At 64.2% G+C, this 17840-nt stretch carries 19 protein-coding genes and 1 tRNA gene; 1 reads left to right on the forward strand and 19 read right to left on the reverse strand.

The window, feature by feature from the left end; translation table 11 throughout:
- Positions 1-4 precede the first annotated feature (4 nt).
- The 14 genes from nuoK to tpiA all read right to left on the reverse strand — a co-directional run bounded on the left by nuoK (position 5) and on the right by tpiA (position 11140).
- Positions 5-310, reverse strand: a complete 306-nt coding sequence (nuoK, locus tag ACCQ00_RS13365) for an NADH-quinone oxidoreductase subunit NuoK (protein ID WP_005914274.1) — start codon at positions 308-310, stop codon at positions 5-7.
- A complete protein-coding gene (locus ACCQ00_RS13370) occupies positions 307-969 on the reverse strand; it encodes an NADH-quinone oxidoreductase subunit J (protein ID WP_011051772.1) in 663 nt (220 codons plus the stop codon). Before ACCQ00_RS13370 ends, nuoK begins: the two co-directional genes overlap by 4 nt.
- 4 nt (positions 970-973) lie before the next feature.
- On the reverse strand, positions 974-1462 hold the full coding sequence (gene nuoI, locus ACCQ00_RS13375; RefSeq protein WP_003485557.1) for an NADH-quinone oxidoreductase subunit NuoI: 489 nt from the start codon (positions 1460-1462) through the stop codon (positions 974-976).
- A gap of 3 nt (positions 1463-1465) precedes the next feature.
- Positions 1466-2557 carry an NADH-quinone oxidoreductase subunit NuoH gene (gene nuoH, locus ACCQ00_RS13380; protein WP_039567188.1) on the reverse strand — a complete coding sequence of 364 codons (1092 nt, stop codon included), beginning with the start codon at positions 2555-2557 and terminating at the stop codon, positions 1466-1468.
- A complete protein-coding gene (nuoG, locus tag ACCQ00_RS13385; protein ID WP_039567189.1) occupies positions 2554-4788 on the reverse strand; it encodes an NADH-quinone oxidoreductase subunit NuoG in 2235 nt (744 codons plus the stop codon). The genes nuoH and nuoG overlap by 4 nt, the downstream gene beginning before the upstream one ends.
- Positions 4785-6119: an NADH-quinone oxidoreductase subunit NuoF gene (nuoF, locus tag ACCQ00_RS13390; RefSeq protein ID WP_039567190.1), complete on the reverse strand. Its 1335-nt coding sequence runs from the start codon at positions 6117-6119 to the stop codon at positions 4785-4787. The genes nuoG and nuoF overlap by 4 nt, the downstream gene beginning before the upstream one ends.
- Positions 6120-6122: 3 nt before the next feature.
- On the reverse strand, positions 6123-6650 hold the full coding sequence (gene nuoE / locus ACCQ00_RS13395) for an NADH-quinone oxidoreductase subunit NuoE (RefSeq protein ID WP_003485548.1): 528 nt from the start codon (positions 6648-6650) through the stop codon (positions 6123-6125).
- On the reverse strand, positions 6647-7954 hold the full coding sequence (locus tag ACCQ00_RS13400; protein ID WP_008570969.1) for an NADH-quinone oxidoreductase subunit D: 1308 nt from the start codon (positions 7952-7954) through the stop codon (positions 6647-6649). Before ACCQ00_RS13400 ends, nuoE begins: the two co-directional genes overlap by 4 nt.
- Positions 7951-8703, reverse strand: coding sequence for an NADH-quinone oxidoreductase subunit C (locus ACCQ00_RS13405; RefSeq protein ID WP_017156092.1), 753 nt, complete (start codon positions 8701-8703; stop codon positions 7951-7953). The genes ACCQ00_RS13400 and ACCQ00_RS13405 overlap by 4 nt, the downstream gene beginning before the upstream one ends.
- Before the next feature lie 36 nt (positions 8704-8739).
- Positions 8740-9294: a NuoB/complex I 20 kDa subunit family protein gene (locus ACCQ00_RS13410; protein WP_005914280.1), complete on the reverse strand. Its 555-nt coding sequence runs from the start codon at positions 9292-9294 to the stop codon at positions 8740-8742.
- Complete coding sequence (locus tag ACCQ00_RS13415) at positions 9285-9641, reverse strand: NADH-quinone oxidoreductase subunit A (protein ID WP_003485539.1); 357 nt, start codon at positions 9639-9641, stop codon at positions 9285-9287. Before ACCQ00_RS13415 ends, ACCQ00_RS13410 begins: the two co-directional genes overlap by 10 nt.
- Before the next feature lie 102 nt (positions 9642-9743).
- A tRNA-Leu gene (locus ACCQ00_RS13420) sits at positions 9744-9828 on the reverse strand.
- Positions 9829-9877: 49 nt separating this feature from the next.
- Positions 9878-10351: a preprotein translocase subunit SecG gene (gene secG / locus ACCQ00_RS13425; protein WP_017159230.1), complete on the reverse strand. Its 474-nt coding sequence runs from the start codon at positions 10349-10351 to the stop codon at positions 9878-9880.
- A gap of 33 nt (positions 10352-10384) precedes the next feature.
- Complete coding sequence (gene tpiA / locus ACCQ00_RS13430; protein ID WP_039567191.1) at positions 10385-11140, reverse strand: triose-phosphate isomerase; 756 nt, start codon at positions 11138-11140, stop codon at positions 10385-10387.
- Positions 11141-11252: 112 nt separating this feature from the next.
- Between tpiA and ACCQ00_RS13435 the strand changes: the two genes are divergently transcribed.
- Entirely contained in the window at positions 11253-12053 is an 801-nt protein-coding gene (locus tag ACCQ00_RS13435; protein WP_039567192.1) for an SDR family NAD(P)-dependent oxidoreductase, read from the forward strand.
- Positions 12054-12244: 191 nt separating this feature from the next.
- On the opposite strand, the gene ACCQ00_RS13440 is transcribed toward ACCQ00_RS13435, so the two are convergent.
- From ACCQ00_RS13440 to ACCQ00_RS13460, 5 genes are all read right to left on the reverse strand, one after another.
- Complete coding sequence (locus ACCQ00_RS13440) at positions 12245-12673, reverse strand: group I truncated hemoglobin (RefSeq protein WP_039567194.1); 429 nt, start codon at positions 12671-12673, stop codon at positions 12245-12247.
- Entirely contained in the window at positions 12673-13545 is an 873-nt protein-coding gene (locus tag ACCQ00_RS13445; protein ID WP_039567195.1) for a DUF3034 family protein, read from the reverse strand. The genes ACCQ00_RS13440 and ACCQ00_RS13445 overlap by 1 nt, the downstream gene beginning before the upstream one ends.
- Positions 13542-15908, reverse strand: a complete 2367-nt coding sequence (locus tag ACCQ00_RS13450) for a putative bifunctional diguanylate cyclase/phosphodiesterase (RefSeq protein WP_372353951.1) — start codon at positions 15906-15908, stop codon at positions 13542-13544. The genes ACCQ00_RS13445 and ACCQ00_RS13450 overlap by 4 nt, the downstream gene beginning before the upstream one ends.
- Positions 15905-16588 (reverse strand): methylamine utilization protein, encoded by a 684-nt coding sequence (locus tag ACCQ00_RS13455; RefSeq protein ID WP_039567232.1) that lies wholly within the window; start codon positions 16586-16588, stop codon positions 15905-15907. Before ACCQ00_RS13455 ends, ACCQ00_RS13450 begins: the two co-directional genes overlap by 4 nt.
- A 212-nt stretch (positions 16589-16800) precedes the next feature.
- The gene (locus ACCQ00_RS13460; protein WP_039567198.1) at positions 16801-17739 is read right to left on the reverse strand and encodes an isopenicillin N synthase family dioxygenase; all 939 of its coding nucleotides are present in this window, start codon (positions 17737-17739) and stop codon (positions 16801-16803) included.
- Between the last annotated feature and the right edge of the window lie 101 nt (positions 17740-17840).

The following is a 17840-nucleotide window of genomic DNA, read 5'->3' on the forward strand; positions in this document are numbered from 1 at the left end:
CAGGTCAGCCCTTCAACGTATCGACTTCGGCCACATTGATCGTGCGGCGCGTGCGGAACAGAGTCACCAGGATCGCAAGGCCGATTGCAGCCTCCGCAGCGGCAACCGTCAGAATGAAGAACACGAACAACTGACCGGCGGTATCGCCGAGCTCGCGCGAGAACGCGATGAAGTTGACGTTGACCGACAGCAACATCAACTCGATCGACATCAGTAGCACGATGACGTTCTTGCGGTTGAGGAAGATGCCGGCCAGCGAGATGCAAAACAGCACCGCGCCCAGTCCAAGCAGGTGGCCCAAGGTAATCAAGACTTCGCCTCCTGTCCGTCGGCCGCGTCAATCTGCGGCGCAACCTGTACCGGCTTTTCAACCGCCATTTTGACCATGCGCAGACGGTCGCCAGCCTTCACCCGCGACTGCTCGCCGGCATTCTGCAACTTGATACCAGTGCGCTTGCGCAGGGTCAGCATCACTGCAGCCACCACCGCCACCGTCAGAATCACCGCAGCAAATTCGAACGGCAGCAGGAATTCGGTGTACAGGCTCTTGGCCAGCCAGGTCAGGTTCGAGCTGTCAGCCGCTTGCGCAGCCGCGTTGTCTGCCGGGAACGGCGTGGCGCTGCGCGCCTTGACACCGATCAACGTGACCATCTGCGCGAGCATGGCAACGGCCACGATGACGCCCAGCGGCATGTACTTGACCCAGCCCTCGCGCAGGCGGCTGGTATCGATGTCCAGCATCATCACCACGAACAGGAACAGCACCATCACCGCGCCGACATAGACCAGCACCAGGGTCACGCCGAGGAATTCAGCCCCGACCAACAACCAGATGCATGCCATCGAGAAGAACGTGAGGATCAGGCACAACACGGCGTATACCGGGTTGCGCACGCTGATCACCGCACCGGCGGACACGACCGCGACGGCGGAGAAGGCGTAGAAAGCAATAGTGACCCAGTCCATCATGACCTCAACGGAAGGCGGCATCGGCAGCGCGACGCTCGGCGATCTCGGTCTCTAACCGGTCTCCGATCGCCAGCAACTGCGGCTTGTTGACAATATTTTCGCCACGCTTCTCGAAGTGGTACTCGAGGATGTGCGTTTCGACGATCGAGTCCACCGGGCAGCTTTCTTCGCAGAAGCCGCAGAAGATGCACTTGAACAGGTCGATGTCGTAGCGCGTGGTGCGGCGGGTGCCGTCCTCGCGCTTGGCCGAGTCGATGGTGATCGCCAGCGCCGGGCACACCGCCTCGCACAGTTTGCAGGCGATGCAACGCTCTTCGCCGTTGGGATAACGGCGCAGCGCATGCAGGCCACGGAAGCGCGGCGACTGCGGGAACTTCTCCATCGGATACAGCACGGTGTACTTGGGCTTGAACGTGTATTTCAACGTCAGCCACAAGCCGCCGAGCAGCTCGAGCAGCAGCAAGCTCTTGAAGTAATGGGTGATCTTGTTCATCAATTACACGCCCTTCTGGATCACGCCGTAAAACACCATCAACGCCGTCACTGCAATCCATACGATCGTGAGCGGAATGAAGACCTTCCAGCCAAGACGCATGATCTGGTCGTAGCGGTAACGCGGGAAGCTGGCGCGGAACCAGATGTAGGCACTGGCGAAGAAGAACACCTTCATCAGCAGCCACGGCCAGCCGCCCCTCCACAACCAGTCGATCCACGGCGAAACATCCGCATTGACCCAACCCTGGATCGGGCTCAGCCAGCCGCCGAGGAAGAAGATCGAGATCAGAAAGCTGACCAGGATCATGTTGGCGTATTCGGCCAGGAAGAACAGCGCGAACGCGCCGCCCGAGTATTCCACCATGTGACCGGCAACGATTTCCGATTCGCCTTCCACCACGTCGAACGGCGCGCGGTTGGTTTCGGCGACGCCGGAGACCCAGTACACGATGAACAACGGGAACAGCGGAATCAGGAACCAGTCGAAGAAGCCGGAGTTGCCGGCCTGCGCGAACACGATCTGGCTCAGGTTGACGCTGCCGGAGGCAATCATCACACCGACCAGCGCAAAGCCCATCGCGATCTCGTAGCTGACCACCTGCGCAGCCGAACGCATCGCGCCCAGGAATGCGTACTTCGAGTTCGACGCCCAGCCGGCCAGGATGATGCCGTACACCCCCAACGAGGTCATCGCCAGCAGATACAGCAGGCCGACGTTGGCATTGGACAACACCAGCTTCGCATCGAACGGCACCACCGACCATGCGGCGAAGGCCGGCGCCAGTGTCAGCAGCGGTGCGATGACGAACATCGCCTTGTGCGAGCTGGTTGGCTGCACGATCTCCTTGAACAGGAGTTTGAACACGTCGGCGAAGGCCTGGAAGATGCCCATCCCCACGTACATGGGCCCGTGGCGCACGTGCATCCAGCCGATCAGCTTGCGCTCCCAGACCACGTAGAAGGCCACCGCCACGATCACCGGCACGGCGATCAGCAGGATCTTCAAGACCGACCACAGCACCACGCCGCCATCGCCCAGCCCCAGGAACCACTGGTGCAAGGGGTCGACCAGGTTCAACAGCAATTCGTTCATGCAGCCACCACCGTTACACGACCGGCACCGAGCGGCGCGGTTGCGCCATGGCCGGATTCGATCCACACCGTGCCCGGTGCGACGCGCTTGTCCAGCACCACCGGCAACGTTGCCTTACCGGCATCGGTACCGACCTTGACCATCTGACCCGCCTGGACGTGCAACTGCGTCGCCTGCTCCGGATGCATCGCCACGCATGGCGCGATGTTGAGCGGATGCGACTGCAGTGCAGCAGCCCGACGCACCACTGCATCGGTGCGGTAGATCGCTGCCGTTGCAGCGACTTCCAGCCCATCGCTGGCGGGCGCTGGCTGTGCCGAGGTCGTCGGCGTCACGCTGCGGTTCTGCATGCCGGCGCGCAGGCCGACCAGATCGATGAATTCGAAACCGGGCAGACCCAGTTCACCGCCCAGTGCACGCAACACGCGCCAGCCTTCGCGTGCTTCGACCGGCAGGCGGCCAGCAGCGCGTGCGGTCTGTACGCGACCATCGAGATTGGTCAGCGATGCATCGATTTCCGGCAACGCGCCGATCGGCAGGATCACATCGGCCACATCGCGCGTGGACGCACAGGCGAACTGACTGAAGGCCACCACCTTGGCGCCTGCCAGAGCGCTGCGCGCAGCGGCGGCGTCGGCAAAATCAAGGCCTGGCTCGATGCCATACAGCACGTACGCCTGACGCGGCTGGGCCAGCATACCGGCGACATCGCGCGCGGTGGGCAGCACGCCCTGCGACACCAGACCGACGGCATTGGCACCCTGCGGGATGCGGCACAGCGAAGCACCGGTTGCAGCAGCAAAATCGCGTGCGGCAGCGCGCAACGCGGCAGCCTGCGGATGATTTTCGGCCAACGCACCAACGACGACCACTGCGCGGCTTGCAGCCTTGACCGTATCGCGCAGCGTCGCATCGCTCAGTGCGCCCGCCAACTGCGACGGCGCCACCACGGTGCGGCTTGCCTGGGTGAAGGCGAAATCGAAGTCGACCGGGTTGACCGCATGAATCTGCGTACGATTCTGGATGTGCGCCTTGCGCAGACGTGCATGCAGCAATGGCAGCTCATGCCGCACATTGGTGCCGAACAACACCACCACGTCGGCCTGCTCGATCTCGGCCAGCGGCGTGGCGAAGGCTTCGGCCACCGCAGCGTCGGAGAAATCGCGATTGAGCAGACGGTGATCCAGATTGCCGCTACCCAGCCCTTCGGCCAGACGCGCGAGCAACGCGCCTTCTTCATTGGAGGTGGACGGATGCACGAGCACGCCAAGCGCATCGCCGGCGTTTTCGCGCAGGATCTGCGTAGCGGCGGCCAGACCTTCGGCCCAGCTCACTTCAGTCCACTGCCCGTCGACCTTCTTCAGCGGCTTGACCGCACGGTCTTCGGCATACAGGCCCTGATGCGAATAACGGTCGCGGTCGGACAGCCAGCATTCGTTGACCGCCTCATTCTCACGCGGCACGGTGCGCAGCACTTCGCCGCGACGCACGTGCAGGAACAGGTTCGAGCCCATCGCATCGTGGTAACCCAGCGATTCGCGCGCCATCAGTTCCCACGGACGCGCACGGAACTGGAACACCTTGTTGGTCAGCGCGCCCACCGGGCAGACATCGATGACGTTGCCGGAAATTTCGGTGGTCAGCGGCTTGCCGTCATAGGTGCCGATCTGCAGGTTCTCGCCGCGATACATGCCGCCCAGCTCGTAGGTACCGGCGATGTCCGCGGTGAAACGCACGCAGCGCGTGCACTGGATGCAGCGGGTCATCTCGGTGGCGACCAGCGGGCCGATGTCCTCGTCGGGCACCACGCGCTTGCGCTCGTTGAAGCGGCTGACCGAACGGCCATAGCCGAGCGAGACGTCCTGCAACTCGCACTCGCCGCCCTGATCGCAGATCGGGCAATCCAGCGGGTGGTTGATCAGCAGGAATTCCATCACGCTGCGCTGGTACTTCAGCGCCTTTTCGCTGCGCGTGGTGACCTTCATGCCATCCATCACCGGGGTGGCGCAGGCCGGCGATGGCTTGGGCGACTTTTCGACATCGACCAGGCACATGCGGCAATTGGCCGCGATCGGCAGCTTCTCGTGGTAGCAGAAGCGCGGGATCGGAATGCCGGCCTTGTCGGCCGCCTGGATGATCATTGAGCCCTTCGGCACGACCAGACTCTGGCCGTCGATCTCGACGGTCACATGATCCGGCGGCACGTTCGGGTTCACTGGTTGGGCGCTCATGCAGCCACTCCGACTTGCGTATCGACGATCGAACGACCGTTGACGATGTAGTACTCGAACTCGTCCCAGAACTGGCGCAGAAAGCCTTGGATCGGCCATGCCGCCGCTTCGCCGAACGCACAGATGGTGTGGCCTTCGATCTGGCCGGCGACGGTGCGCAGCTGATGCAGGTCTTCCATCGTGGCCTTGCCGGCGACGATGCGCTCCAGCACGCGGTGCATCCAGCCGGTGCCCTCGCGGCACGGGGTGCACTGGCCGCAGGATTCCTTGTGGAAGAACTGCGAGATGCGGCAGGCGAAACGTACGCAGCAGACGCTATCGTCCAGCACCAAGATGGCACCCGAACCCAGACCGGTGCCGAGCGCGCGCAGGGTGTCGTAGTCCATCTGCAGGCCAGCGACCTGGTCGGCCTTCAGCACCGGCATCGAGACGCCGCCGGGCACCACGCCCTTGAGCTTGCGACCCGGGCGCAGACCGCCGGCCATTTCCAGCAGTTCGTCGAAAGTGGTGCCGAGCGGCACTTCGAAGTTGCCGCCCTTCTGCACGCAACCGGACACCGAGAAGATCTTCGGGCCGCCGTTCTTGGTCTTGCTCAAACCAAGGAACCACTCCGGGCCGTTGCGAATGATCGCCGGCACCGACGCATAGGTCTCGGTATTGTTGATGGTGGTCGGCTTGCCGTACAGGCCGAAATTGGCCGGGAACGGCGGCTTGTAGCGCGGCTGGCCCTTCTTGCCTTCCAGCGATTCCATCAATGCAGTTTCTTCGCCGCAGATGTAGGCACCGGCGCCCAGCGCACCGTAGATATCGATATCCACGCCGCTGCCGAGGATGTTCTTGCCCAACCAGCCGTTTGCATAGGCATCGGCCAGTGCCAGTTCGAAGTTCTCGAACGGCTCATGGTGGAACTCACCACGCAGGTAGTTGTAGCCCACGGTCGAACCGGTGGCGTAGCAAGCGATCGCCATGCCCTCCACCACCGAATGCGGGTTGTAACGCAGGATGTCACGGTCCTTGCAGGTGCCCGGCTCGGATTCGTCCGAGTTGCACAGGATGTACTTCTGCATCGTGCCCTTGGGCATGAACGACCACTTCAACCCGGTCGGAAAGCCTGCGCCACCACGGCCGCGCAGGTTCGACGCCTTGACCATCTCGATGACATCGGCCGGCGGGATCTTCTCTTCGAGGATCTTGCGCAGCGCGGCGTAGCCACCGGTTTTCAGATAGCTCTCATACGACCACGGAGTGTCGTAATGCAGGGTCGTGTAGACGACCTGATGCGGCTGCGGCGCCGGACCGACCGGGCCTGAGGGTGCGTGATGATGTGCCATGTCTTACTCCAGCCCGTCCAGCAGCGCGTCGACCTTTTCTTTCGTCAGGTGCTCGTGATAGTGGCCATTGATGACCATCATCGGCGCCGCGGAGCAGGCAGCCAGGCACTCTTCTTCGCGCTTGAGGTAGACGCGGCCATCGGCCGTCGATTGCCCCAGCTTGCAACCCAGTTTCTTTTCCGCGTGCGCCAACAGATCTTCGGCGCCATTGAGCCAGCAACTGATATTGGTGCAGAACGCCACGTTATGACGGCCGACGCGTTCGGTCTCGAACATCGAGTAGAAGCTGGCGACCTCATAGGCCCACACCGGCGGCAGCTCCAGGTACTTGGCCACGCCCACGATCAATTCGTCGGTCAGCCAGCCCTGGTTCTGTTCCTGCGCAGCATGCAGACCCTGCAGCACCGCCGAACGCTTGCGGTCGGGCGGGAACTTGGTCAGCCAGTGATCGATGTGCGCGCGCGTCTTGTCGCTCAGCACCACCTGCGGATCGACGTCGCGCGCCGCTTCGAAATTACCCGTCGCCTTCATCGGTCAACCTCACCGAAAACCAAATCGTAAGTACCGATCATCGCCACGACGTCGGCCAACAAATAGCCACGCACCACCGCGTCCATCGACGACAAATGCGCAAAACCCGGCGCGCGCAGATGCACGCGGAACGGCTTGTTGGCGCCGTCCGACATCAGGTAGCAACCGAACTCGCCCTTGGGCGCTTCGACCGCGCTGTAGGTTTCGCCGGCCGGCACGCAATAGCCTTCACTGAATAGCTTGAAGTGATGGATCAGCGCTTCCATGTCGTCCTTCATGCCTTCGCGGCTGGGCGGAGCGACCTTGAAATTGGTGACCATGACCGGGCCGGGGTTGGCCTTCAGCCACTTCACGCACTGCTTGATGATGCGGTTGGATTCGCGCATCTCGGCCACGCGCACCAGGTAGCGGTCATAGCAGTCGCCGTTGGTGCCGACCGGGATATCGAAATCCACTGCGTCGTACTTGGCATAGGGCTGCTTCTTGCGCAGATCCCACTCGATCCCCGAACCACGCAGCATCGGGCCGGTCATGCCCCAGGCGCGCGCCAGATCCGGACTGATGATGCCCACATCCACAGTGCGCTGCTTCCAGATGCGGTTATCGGTCAGCAGGGTCTCGTATTCGTCCACGCGTGCCGGGAAGGTATTGGTGAACTCCTCCAGGAAGTCCAGCATGGTGCCTTCGCGCCCCGCATTGCGCTTCTTCAGCGCACCGCCCTTGTGCCAACGCGACTCCTTGTACTGCGGCATGCGATCAGGCAGATCGCGGTAGACGCCGCCGGGACGGTAGTAGGCGGCATGCATGCGCGCGCCACTGACCGCCTCGTAGACGTCCATCAGTTCTTCGCGCTCGCGAAATGCATACAGCATCACCGCCATCGCACCCAGATCGAGCGCATTGGAACCGACCCACATCAGGTGGTTCTTGATGCGGGTGATCTCGTCGAACATGGTGCGGATGTACTGCGCACGCTCGGGCGCCTCGATTCCCATCAGGGATTCGATCGCGCGCACGTAGGCGTGCTCGTTGCACATCATCGAGACGTAATCCAGACGGTCCATGTACGGGACCGACTGGTTGAACGGCTTGGACTCGGCCAGCTTCTCGGTGCCACGGTGCAGCAGGCCGATATGCGGATCGGCACGCACCACGGTCTCGCCGTCCATTTCCAGGATCAGGCGCAACACGCCGTGCGCCGCAGGATGCTGCGGGCCGAAGTTCATCGTGTAATTGCGGATTTCCTGCTTGCTTTCGACAGGATTGCTCGCGAAGGCATCGGTTGCCTGGCGGAACTCACTCACTTGGCAGTCTCCGACTTGCCCACTTCACCAGCGGCAGTCTCATAACGGGCATCGTCGCGAATGACGCGCGGCACGCCGACGCGCGGCTCGACCGAGGTGACCGGCTCGTACACCACGCGCTTGCGCTCCTCGTCGTAACGCACTTCGACGTTGCCGATCAGCGGGAAGTCCTTGCGGAACGGGTGGCCGACGAATCCGTAGTCGGTCAGGATGCGGCGCAGGTCCGGGTGACCATCGAACACAATGCCGAACAGGTCGAACGCCTCGCGCTCGAACCAGTTCACGCCCGGCCAGATGTCGGTCACCGATGCCACCACCGGCACCTGCTCGTCCGGTGCATAGCAGCGCACGCGCAAACGCTGGTTGTGCTGGTAAGAGATCAGCTGCGCGACCACTGCAAAACGCTGCTTGGGCAGCTGCTGCGGCTGCGCGCCAGCAGAGCTTTCCTGGCTGGGGAATTCACCCCAGCCGAAACGGCCGACGGCCTTGCCCTCGACGCCGCGGCTGAAGCCCTGCGACGACACGTCGGCGGTATCCCACTCGTCGCTGCCGTAACCCAGGTAATCGACGCCGCACAGGTCGCTGAGCTGTTCGAAGCCGAGCTCGTCACGCAGTGCAAGACAGGTGGCATGCCAGTCGGCGGCAGCGACTTCCAGCGTCACTTCGCCGCGCGGCAATGCCACGGCAATCTGCGCACCGGCGAAACGTGCCGCAAGTCGGTCAGTGAAGGAGGATGCTTGCTCTGCCATGGGGGCTTGGCTGCTCTCGGTAGAAGATGACGGGTGTCAGCGCGCGATCGTCTGGGTACGCCAGATCTTCTTCTGCAGCTGCAAGATGCCGTAGACCAGCGCCTCGGCGGTCGGCGGGCAGCCCGGGACGTAGATGTCCACCGGCACGATGCGGTCGCAACCGCGCACCACCGAATACGAATAATGATAGTAGCCGCCGCCGTTGGCGCAGCTGCCCATCGAGATGACCCACTTCGGATCCGGCATCTGGTCGTAGACCTTGCGCAGCGCCGGGGCCATCTTGTTGACCAGGGTGCCGGCCACGATCATCACGTCGGACTGGCGCGGCGAGGGGCGGAACACCACGCCGTAGCGGTCCAGATCCAGACGCGAGGCGCCTGCATGCATCATCTCGACGGCGCAGCACGCCAGACCGAAGGTCATCGGCCACATCGAGCCGGTGCGCGCCCAGTTCAGCAGCGCATCCACGCTGGTGGTCACGTAGCCCTTTTCGAGCAACGGGTTTTCGCCTTCCGGGCGCAGGATGTCTTCCACCCGGCCTTCCGGCATCGGGTTGGTCATCAGACTATCCAGGGTCTGAATCACTCCCATTCCAGCGCTCCCTTCTTCCACACGTAGATAAAGCCGAGGAACAACATGCCGACGAACAGGCCCATGGTGACCAGCGAACGTGCGCCGATCTCCATGAACACCTGCGTCCACGGCACGATGAAGATGATTTCCAGATCGAACACGATGAACTGGATCGCGATCAGGTAGTAGCGCACATCGAACTTCATGCGCGCGTCTTCGAAGGCTTCGAAGCCGCACTCGTAAGGCGAGAGCTTGCGCGGGTCCGGGCTACGCGGACCGAGGAATCGACCGACCAACATCAGCACGATGCCGATACCGGTGGCGACGATCAGAAACAGCAGACTCGGCAAATATTCGGCCAGCACAGCGATTCTCTCTTGCCTCTGCCCGCACGCGCCGCGTGCCGGCATGGGGTATAGGCAGACCCCGCGCGCGACAGGCGATGCGCAGGAACTGCAGCCAAACAATGGTGCCCAAGAGGGGACTCGAACCCCTACGACCTAAGTCGCTACCACCTCAAGGTAGTGCGTCTACCAATTCCGCCACCTGGGCATACGTTGCGCCGCTGGGCATCCCAGTGCGCAGCGTATTGTAACCGGCTTCAGCGTTTTTGTGCTGGTTCTGAAGCGTTTTCTTCGCTTGCTGCAGGCGCCGGCTGCGCCGGTGCGGACTGCGCAGGCACCACCGCCGGGGCCGCGGCCGGAGCCGGCTGCGACGGAGCGGTCGGCACCGCACCTGCGGCCGGAGCCTGCGGCAACGGCTGGGTGAGCTCGCCAGCGGCGGCCGGAGCCGGGGTTGCCGACTGCGACATCACACCCAGGTTCTGATCCGTCGGACGTGCGCCGTGCGTGGCGTACCACGCCATGAACAGGCTGATGCTGAAGAACACCACCGCCAGCCACTTGGTCGACTTGGACAGGAAGTTCGACGCACCCTGCGAACCGAACACGGTGCCCGACGCGCCGGCGCCGAAGCCGGAACCGGCCGCCGCACCTGCGCCACGCTGCATCAGGATCAGCGCAATCATCGCCAGGGCGACCAGCACGTAGACCACATTGAGGATCAACATCAGCATTTCGAAATCCGTCCCCGGACAAAACTTAATGGGTTAGCACGCGGCCGCCGCGCGTGCGATGGCCAGGAAATCTTCGGCGACCAGTGATGCGCCGCCAACCAGCCCGCCATCGACGTCAGGCTGTGCGAACAGCTCGCTGGCGTTGTCGGGCTTGACACTGCCCCCGTACAGGATGGGCAACGAATCGGCGATTCTAGCATCCGCCTTCGCGACTTCGCCACGCAGGAAGGCGTGCACCGCCTGGGCCTGCTCCGGGGTCGCAGTGCGGCCGGTGCCAATGGCCCAGATCGGTTCGTAGGCCAGCAACGCGCCTGCAAAGCCGTCAGTGCCGACCAGCACCAGGACCGGGTCGAGCTGGGCACGTAGGATTGCCTCAGTCTGACCGGCTTCACGCTGTTCCAGCGATTCGCCCACGCACAGCACCGGAATCAGCCCGGCATGGATGGCGGCGGCAAACTTGCGCGCCACCAGCTCGCTACTCTCCTGGTGGTATTGGCGGCGCTCGGAGTGGCCGACCAGCCCGTAGCCGGCGCCGACGTCGACCAGCATCGAGGCCGAGACCTCGCCGGTGTAGGCGCCCTTCTCGTTGCTGCTGACGTCCTGGGCTCCGAACGCCAGGTGATGGGCCTCGAAATCCTCGATCAGGTCGCCGAGGTAAGGCAGTGGCGGCAGGATGACGACTTCGACACCCTCCAGGGGCATGTGCGCGGCCACCTTGGCCACCAGTTCGGTGGCGAAGGCGCGGCTGCCATGCAGCTTCCAATTTCCGGCAACGATCTTTCGACGCATCAGGCGCAGGTTCCTGAGTTGAAGACAGGCGACAGAATAGCCCAAGGCCTGTCGGCAACCGGCACACTTCTGTCCGCCAGATGTCCTTCCCCTCCCCTTCCAGGAACCTGCCATGTCCGTTTCGCCTGTCTTCGCCTTGATCACCGGCGCATCCAGCGGCATTGGCCGCGAGATTGCGCGCGCATACGCCAGGCGCGGCATGCCGCTGATCCTGACCGCACGACGGGTGGATCGGCTGCAGGCATTGGCCGAGGAATTGCGAGGCACGGTTCGGGTGGAAGTGCTGCCGGCCGATCTGGCCGACCCCGCCGCGGCCGAAGCGCTGGCAGCGCAGATCCAGCGCAACGGCTGGACCGTGGGCACCCTGGTCAACAATGCCGGCTACGGCGTGCCGGGCCGGTATCTGCGCAACGATTGGGCCACGCATGCGCGCTTCCTGCAGGTGATGATCGGCGCGGTGTGCGAACTCACCTGGCGGTTGCTGCCGATGATTCGCGCCAGCGGCCAGGGGCGCATTCTCAACGTGGCCTCGTTCGCCGCGCTGACGCCCAGCGCCGATGGGCAAACCCTGTACGCGGCCAGCAAGAGTTTCATGCTGCGCTTCAGCGAATCGCTGGCGCTGGAAAACGCCGATTGCGCGGTCAAAGTGTGCGCCCTGTGCCCGGGCTTTGCCTGGTCCGAATTCCATGACGTGACCGGCACCCGCGAGGCGATGTCCACCCTGCCCGACTGGGCCTGGCTGCAGGCCGACGCAGTGGCCGAGTATGGAATCGCCGCCCTGGAGCGCGGCCAGGTGCTGGCGGTGCCGGGCTGGCGCTACCGGCTGGTCAACGCAGCATTGCGGCTGTTGCCGCATGCGTTTGCGCTCCGCCTGATGGCGCGCGGTTCGCATCGGGTGCGGCCGCTGGAGTGACGCACCGGCAGGCGGCATGTGCACAAGAGATCGCCTAGCTCGGCCGCGCTTCGGGCCTGGGCCGCCGAAGGGCTTGCAACGCGTACGCAAGCGCAGGTGTCGAGCGTCAAATGATTTGGGTGCATGCGCATGCAAGTCCAAGCCAGCATCAGCTCACGCGCTTGCCGCCAGCGCTGAACCACCCGCTGTTCTCAGTGATTGACGATCTCCCGGTGCATCGCCGCCAGGCGCGCCAGCAGGCGGTTTTGCGTGCGGCGCGGGATCTTGCGCTGATCCATGGCCCAGTTCAGATCTTCGACCAAGGCATTGAAGTCGCCTTCGCGGATGGCCAGGTGCGCATGTGCCTGCTGCATCGACTTGGCGGTGTCAGGGCATGGGCCGTCGGCAACATGGCAGAACTTTTGCACCAGGCGCTCGTTGAGCATGACGATATTGACGCGCGCGAATTTGTCGACGATGCGAGGGTCGTCGGCGATGCGCGAGAGCATGGTTTCCACCAGTGCTTCGATGCCGGCCTGGCCGCCGAGTTCGTCGTACAGCGTCTGCCGCGCTTGCGTGCTGGCGCAGGCACTCGTCAGGCCCAGCATGCAGAGCAACGACCAGCGCAACCATCGGTTCATCAGAACGCCACCTGCAAGGAGAGATAAGGGCCGCGCTGATCGGCAAGCGTGGCGATATCGCCAAGATCGGCCCAGGCAGCGGTCAACGAGACATGCTTGCTGGGGAACCAGGCGACGAATGCATCTGCCCACGCTTGCTCGCGCGCGAAGCCGAGGTTGTTGGGCTTGTCGCGATATTCCGCGCCCACCGCCCAGGACGGCGACAGCACCACCGCAGCACTGACCTCCGGAACCAGGCGATAGCTGTTGCGGCGATCGCCGCCGAAGCCGAGCAAGCCGGCCTGGTTGGCGCGGGTAGCGCGCAAGGTGCCGTTGAGCAGCAGCTGATATCCGCCGGCGCCCTGCAGCAACAGGCGGCTCGCGCTGACATAGATGTCGGTGCCGTGGTCGTCGCGCGCACCGATCGCCAACGGCAAGGTGCCGTTGCGCAGGCGCTTGTATTGCACGCCCAAGCTGACTTGCGGCGCGTGTCCGTACACAAGGTCGCCGGCCACGCGCCACTTGGCACCGAACACGTCCTGGCCAAGCGCATTCCACGGCAAGCCGAGCCGGTCCTGCAAGGCGCCCAGATCCAGACGCTGGCGGGCAAGCGACAGCTCCAGCCGATTGTCAACCGTGAGCGCGGCGCCCTGCACGTCGAGACGGTAATCGCCGCTGTCGACGTGGGTTGCGAACGCGACGGTGCCAAGCTCGTCGCGCGTGCCGTACCCAGACAACGTGGCCCACGGCACGATGCCGCCGCCGCTACTGCCTTCGATCATCGATACGCCGCCGGTGGCGAGCAGGCGTCCGTCGCCGGCCAGCGCATGCAGCGGCGCAAACACGCCAGCTGCCGCAGCAGCAAGAAGCGCAACACGCAGATGGGCGCTCATCGCTGCACACCTGCATGGGCTGGCGTGGTCATGCCGAGTTGACGCATGCACCAGGCCACCAGCGGCGCTGCTTCCAGCGGTGGCGAGTACAGATAGCCCTGCACCATGTCGCAGCCGTAGCCGCGCAGCAGCGCAAGCGCCGCGGCGTTTTCGACGCCTTCGGCAATGACGCTCAGCCCCAGGTTATGTCCCAGATCGATCGTGCTGCGGACGATGAAGGCATCGTCGGTGCCGTCGGCCAACTGCATGACGAAGCTCTTGTCGATCTTCAGTTCGTTCACCGGCATGCGCTTGAGTTGTGCCAACGAGGAATAGCCGGTGCCGAAGTCGTCGATGGACAGGCGTACACCGACACTGCGCAACTGATGCAGCATGTGCAGCGCAAATTCGACATCGCGCATCAGGGCACTTTCGGTCAATTCCAGCGTGACCGACTGCGCTGGCACGGCATGATGCTCCAGGCAGCCGCGGACGAAGTCCGGCAAGCCGGGATCGGACAGATCCAGTGCGGACAGATTGATGGCCATGCCCAGTTCCAGCCCCTGCTTGCGCCATTGCGCCTGGCAGCGCAGCGCTTCGTCCAGCACGAAGCGGATGAGCGGATGGATCACGCCGGAGTGTTCGGCAAGCGGGATGAATTCGTCCGGACCGATCGGCCCGAGCACCGGATGATGCCAGCGCACCAGCACTTCGACCTGTTCGACACGATCGGTGCGCAGACAAATCTTGGGCTGGAAGCGCAAGGTGAGTTCATTGGCGCCGATGGCCTGACGCAGATCGCCGGTGAGGCGCAAACGCCGCAGATGCTGTTCGTCCTGGCCCATGCGGTAGACGCTGGCGCCGAAGGTGGCCGTCGTGCCGACCTGCCGCCGTGCGATGTCGGCGCGGCGCAACAAGGTGTCCGGGTCGGCGCCGTGCTCGGGAATCAAGGCGATGCCGATGCTGGCTTCGAGCTGGATGCGCGCCTGCGGCAACACCAGCGGGCGGCGCAACTGCAACAGCAGGCGCTGCGCATCCTGCTGCACGCTGGCCGCATCGGCTTGCGCCACCACCACCATGAATTCATCGCTGCCCAGCCGACCCACCAGGTTGGGCTCTTGCACCACATCGACGAGCCGGCGTCCGGCTTCCACCAACACCTGGTCGGCGAAATCGTGGCCCAGGCTGTCGTTGAGTTCCTTGAAGCGCTCCAAATCCAGGATCAGCACCGCGGCGGTGCCACCGGATGCCACGGTCTGATCCACCACCTCCTTCAAACGCTCCAGCAACCAGATCCGGTTCGGCAACCCGGTCAAGGCGTCATGGCGGGCCTGATGCAGGATGTGCTGTTCGCGGCTGGCGATCTGGTGCTGCATGCGCCCGAAACTGTCGGCCAGTTCGGCGAGTTCGCGGCCTGGCGGCACCTGCACGGCGGTGCGGTAATCGCCGCGCTGAATGCGCCGTGCGGCCTGGACCAGTTGCGCAACGGGCTTGCTCACGCTGCGCGCAAGAAAAATCGCCACGCCCAACGAAGCGACCGTGGCCAAGCCTGCCAGCAGCAGGATCCGCAGCTTGAGGATGCGGTACGGCGCGATGGCACGATCCAGCGATGCCTGCAACGCCACCCGCACCTGGCTGTCGCCCTGGATCGATTGCAGCCTGACCAGATAGGGCGCCTGGTCCAGCGTCAGCGGGATCGATGCAGCCTGCACCTTCTCGGCCAGGGGCAGTTGCTGCGCAAACTGGGCGCGCGCCGAAGGCTCCAGGGTGGAGGCCAGCACGCGCACTGGCGGGCCATCGGTGAAGAAGGTCGCATCCAGCCCGGTGGTGGTGCGGAAATCCTGCGCCAGGCCATCGCCGGATTCGTTGCCGATCCCAATCCAGCCGACCCGGTTCGGCGCCAGCACCTGCACCACCGCCAACCGCACGATGTGTTGGTTCAGCGCCACCACACCGACCGCGCGTCCATCGCGCTGCGCTTGCTGCAGCAATGCCTGCACCGCACGCAATTGTTCGGCCTGCGGGACGTCGGCCAGGCCGGTCAGGAATTGCCCATCGGGCGACAACAACAGCGCAGTTTGCGCCGACATGCGCGCGGCATGGTTGCGCAGGGCCGATTGCATGGTCGGCACATCGCCGCTTGCAACGGCCGCGCGAAACCCGAAATCGTCGGCCAGCACCGACGCCGACTGCAGCAGCTGTTCGTCGCGGCGCATGTTGATGCGTTGCCAGACCCGCTGCCCGATCTCCAGCTCCTCGCCAAGCTGGGCCTTGACGCTGCGCTCGGTCGCCACCTGCACGGCAAGGAAGGTCAGCGCCTGCGTGGAAAGCACGACCAGCACCAGCAAGGCCGCGATGCGGGTGTGCAGGCGCATCGACCTCATGGGCGCGGCTTCTTCGGGTCGGCGTTACGGAACTTGTCCTGCAGCGCGCGCACGCGCGCATCCGGTGGCGCCACGGCCGGCGCGGTGCCGGTGGTCTGCAGGGTCACGCGGCGCTGCACCGGCTCGCGTGCGATCAGCAACGGCTCGCTGCTGGCAGCGCCCTTGATGCGCGGGTGCCAGACCCGCAGCGTGTAAGTGCCGGCAGGCGCCTCCAGCTGGGCACGGCCATCGCTGCCGGTCTTGCCGAAATACGGCGTGTCCAGCACCACGATGTATCCCAGCATCCAATCGTGGATGTTGCAGCCGATGGTGACCAGACCCGCCTGATCGAAACGCACCGGCGTCGCGGTGGTGCCTTGAAACAGCGGCAGCTCGAAGCGCTTGGCCGGAGAGAACGAATACACCTGATGGCGAATCTGATCGTTGTTCGGAAAGCGCACCAGGGTGCCGGTGCGCACCGCCAGCACGGCAGGCACGAACTGCGAATTGACCTGATCCATCTCCGCAGTCTTGCTGGCGGCTGGCGGAGCAGGCCGCGCCGGCTCCAGGCTCACGACCGCATCGACCAGCACACCGCCGGCATCGGCGACGGTCACACTGACCGCTGTTGCCGACACCGATCCTACGGCAGCACAGGCCGCCAGCACCGACACGACACCCAGCCATTTGATCCATCGCATGCGCATGCCCCCAGCCTTGTGCAATCGGCAGCGGAGCGCCAGGCGAGTCCGACGTCGCGCTAGCGATTAGCCTCGGTTATCGGCCCGAGTGAACGCAAGCTTTAACCAGACGCGAGCGGGATTTTCTGAACAGAAGTGCGGCACCGGTCACCGGCGGGTGCTGCGAGCGCGGCTGCCGGCGACGGGCGATGCGTGCCGGCGCTGGCGCCGGGTTACTTCAGCTTGATCTCGCGCAGACGCTCTTCCAGGAAGCCATGCGCCGTGATCGGCTGCGGATAACGGCTGGGATTGTCGGCGCTGATGCACGAGGGCAGCACGTCGATCAGGAAATCCGGATTAGGGTGCAGGAAGAACGGCACCGAATAGCGCGGCTGGCGCGCCTGCTCGCCCGGCGGATTGACCACGCGGTGGATGGTGGACGGATACACGTGGTTGGTCAGGCGCTGCAGCATGTCGCCGATGTTGACCACGATGGTGTCGGCGTCGGCAGTGAACGGCACCCACTCGCCATCGTGGGAACGCACTTCCAGGCCGGCGGCACTGGCACCCACCAGCAAGGTGATGAAATTGATGTCGCCATGTGCACCGGCACGCACGTTGGGGATGTCGTCGCTGGTGATCGGCGGGTAATGGATCGGCCGCAGGATCGAATTGCCGTTGTTGGTCTTGTCGACGAAGTAGTCCTGCGGCAGGCCGATATGCAGCGCCAGCGCCGACAGCACGCGCGAACCCAGCTGATCGAGCTGCTGGTACAGCTGGTAGCCGCGCTCGCGGAAACCCGGCACTTCGCTGGGCCACAGGTTCGGCGGCATCACTGCGCGGTACGGCGAATCGTCCGCAATCTCGCGGCCGATGTGCCAGAACTCCTTGAGGTCGAAGTGCTTGGAATCCTTGGCGGTTTCCACGCCGAACGCGGTGTAGCCGCGCGCGCCACCGCTGCCTTCCACGTGATAACGGCGCTTGGTCGCTTCCGGCAACGCGAAGAACGCCTTGAACACGTCGTAGGCGGCATCGATGTCGGCCTGGGCGATGCCGTGATTGCGGATGCCGGCAAAGCCCCACTGCCGGTAAGCCGCTCCGAGCTCGGCGACGAAGGCGTCGCGGTCGGTGTCGAAACGGGTGATGTCCAGCGTGGGGATGCGCGCGCTCATACGGATGTCTGCAGTCAAGGTCGAAAGGTCGAGAGAAACCTGCTGGTCAGATCAGCAGGCGATACAACAGGTAAAACGTCGCGGCCTTGGCGATGACCACG

It is taken from the genome of Xanthomonas sp. NCPPB 3761 (genome assembly GCF_041475705.2).
GTDB lineage: Bacteria > Pseudomonadota > Gammaproteobacteria > Xanthomonadales > Xanthomonadaceae > Xanthomonas > Xanthomonas phaseoli.

What these genes read in the sequence shown, in the direction of transcription:
- ACCQ00_RS13370 (WP_011051772.1), bottom strand. Translation starts at nt 969, where the DNA reads ATGATGGACTGGGTCACTATTGCTTTCTACGCCTTCTCCGCCGTCGCG.
- nuoI (WP_003485557.1), bottom strand. Translation starts at nt 1,462, where the DNA reads ATGAACAAGATCACCCATTACTTCAAGAGCTTGCTGCTGCTCGAGCTG.
- nuoH (WP_039567188.1), bottom strand. Translation starts at nt 2,557, where the DNA reads ATGAACGAATTGCTGTTGAACCTGGTCGACCCCTTGCACCAGTGGTTC.
- nuoG (WP_039567189.1), bottom strand. Translation starts at nt 4,788, where the DNA reads ATGAGCGCCCAACCAGTGAACCCGAACGTGCCGCCGGATCATGTGACC.
- nuoF (WP_039567190.1), bottom strand. Translation starts at nt 6,119, where the DNA reads ATGGCACATCATCACGCACCCTCAGGCCCGGTCGGTCCGGCGCCGCAG.
- nuoE (WP_003485548.1), bottom strand. Translation starts at nt 6,650, where the DNA reads ATGAAGGCGACGGGTAATTTCGAAGCGGCGCGCGACGTCGATCCGCAG.
- ACCQ00_RS13405 (WP_017156092.1), bottom strand. Translation starts at nt 8,703, where the DNA reads ATGGCAGAGCAAGCATCCTCCTTCACTGACCGACTTGCGGCACGTTTC.
- ACCQ00_RS13410 (WP_005914280.1), bottom strand. Translation starts at nt 9,294, where the DNA reads ATGGGAGTGATTCAGACCCTGGATAGTCTGATGACCAACCCGATGCCG.
- secG (WP_017159230.1), bottom strand. Translation starts at nt 10,351, where the DNA reads ATGCTGATGTTGATCCTCAATGTGGTCTACGTGCTGGTCGCCCTGGCG.
- tpiA (WP_039567191.1), bottom strand. Translation starts at nt 11,140, where the DNA reads ATGCGTCGAAAGATCGTTGCCGGAAATTGGAAGCTGCATGGCAGCCGC.
- ACCQ00_RS13435 (WP_039567192.1), top strand. Translation starts at nt 11,253, where the DNA reads ATGTCCGTTTCGCCTGTCTTCGCCTTGATCACCGGCGCATCCAGCGGC.
- ACCQ00_RS13440 (WP_039567194.1), bottom strand. Translation starts at nt 12,673, where the DNA reads ATGAACCGATGGTTGCGCTGGTCGTTGCTCTGCATGCTGGGCCTGACG.
- ACCQ00_RS13445 (WP_039567195.1), bottom strand. Translation starts at nt 13,545, where the DNA reads ATGAGCGCCCATCTGCGTGTTGCGCTTCTTGCTGCTGCGGCAGCTGGC.
- ACCQ00_RS13450 (WP_372353951.1), bottom strand. Translation starts at nt 15,908, where the DNA reads ATGAGGTCGATGCGCCTGCACACCCGCATCGCGGCCTTGCTGGTGCTG.
- ACCQ00_RS13455 (WP_039567232.1), bottom strand. Translation starts at nt 16,588, where the DNA reads ATGCGATGGATCAAATGGCTGGGTGTCGTGTCGGTGCTGGCGGCCTGT.
- ACCQ00_RS13460 (WP_039567198.1), bottom strand. Translation starts at nt 17,739, where the DNA reads ATGAGCGCGCGCATCCCCACGCTGGACATCACCCGTTTCGACACCGAC.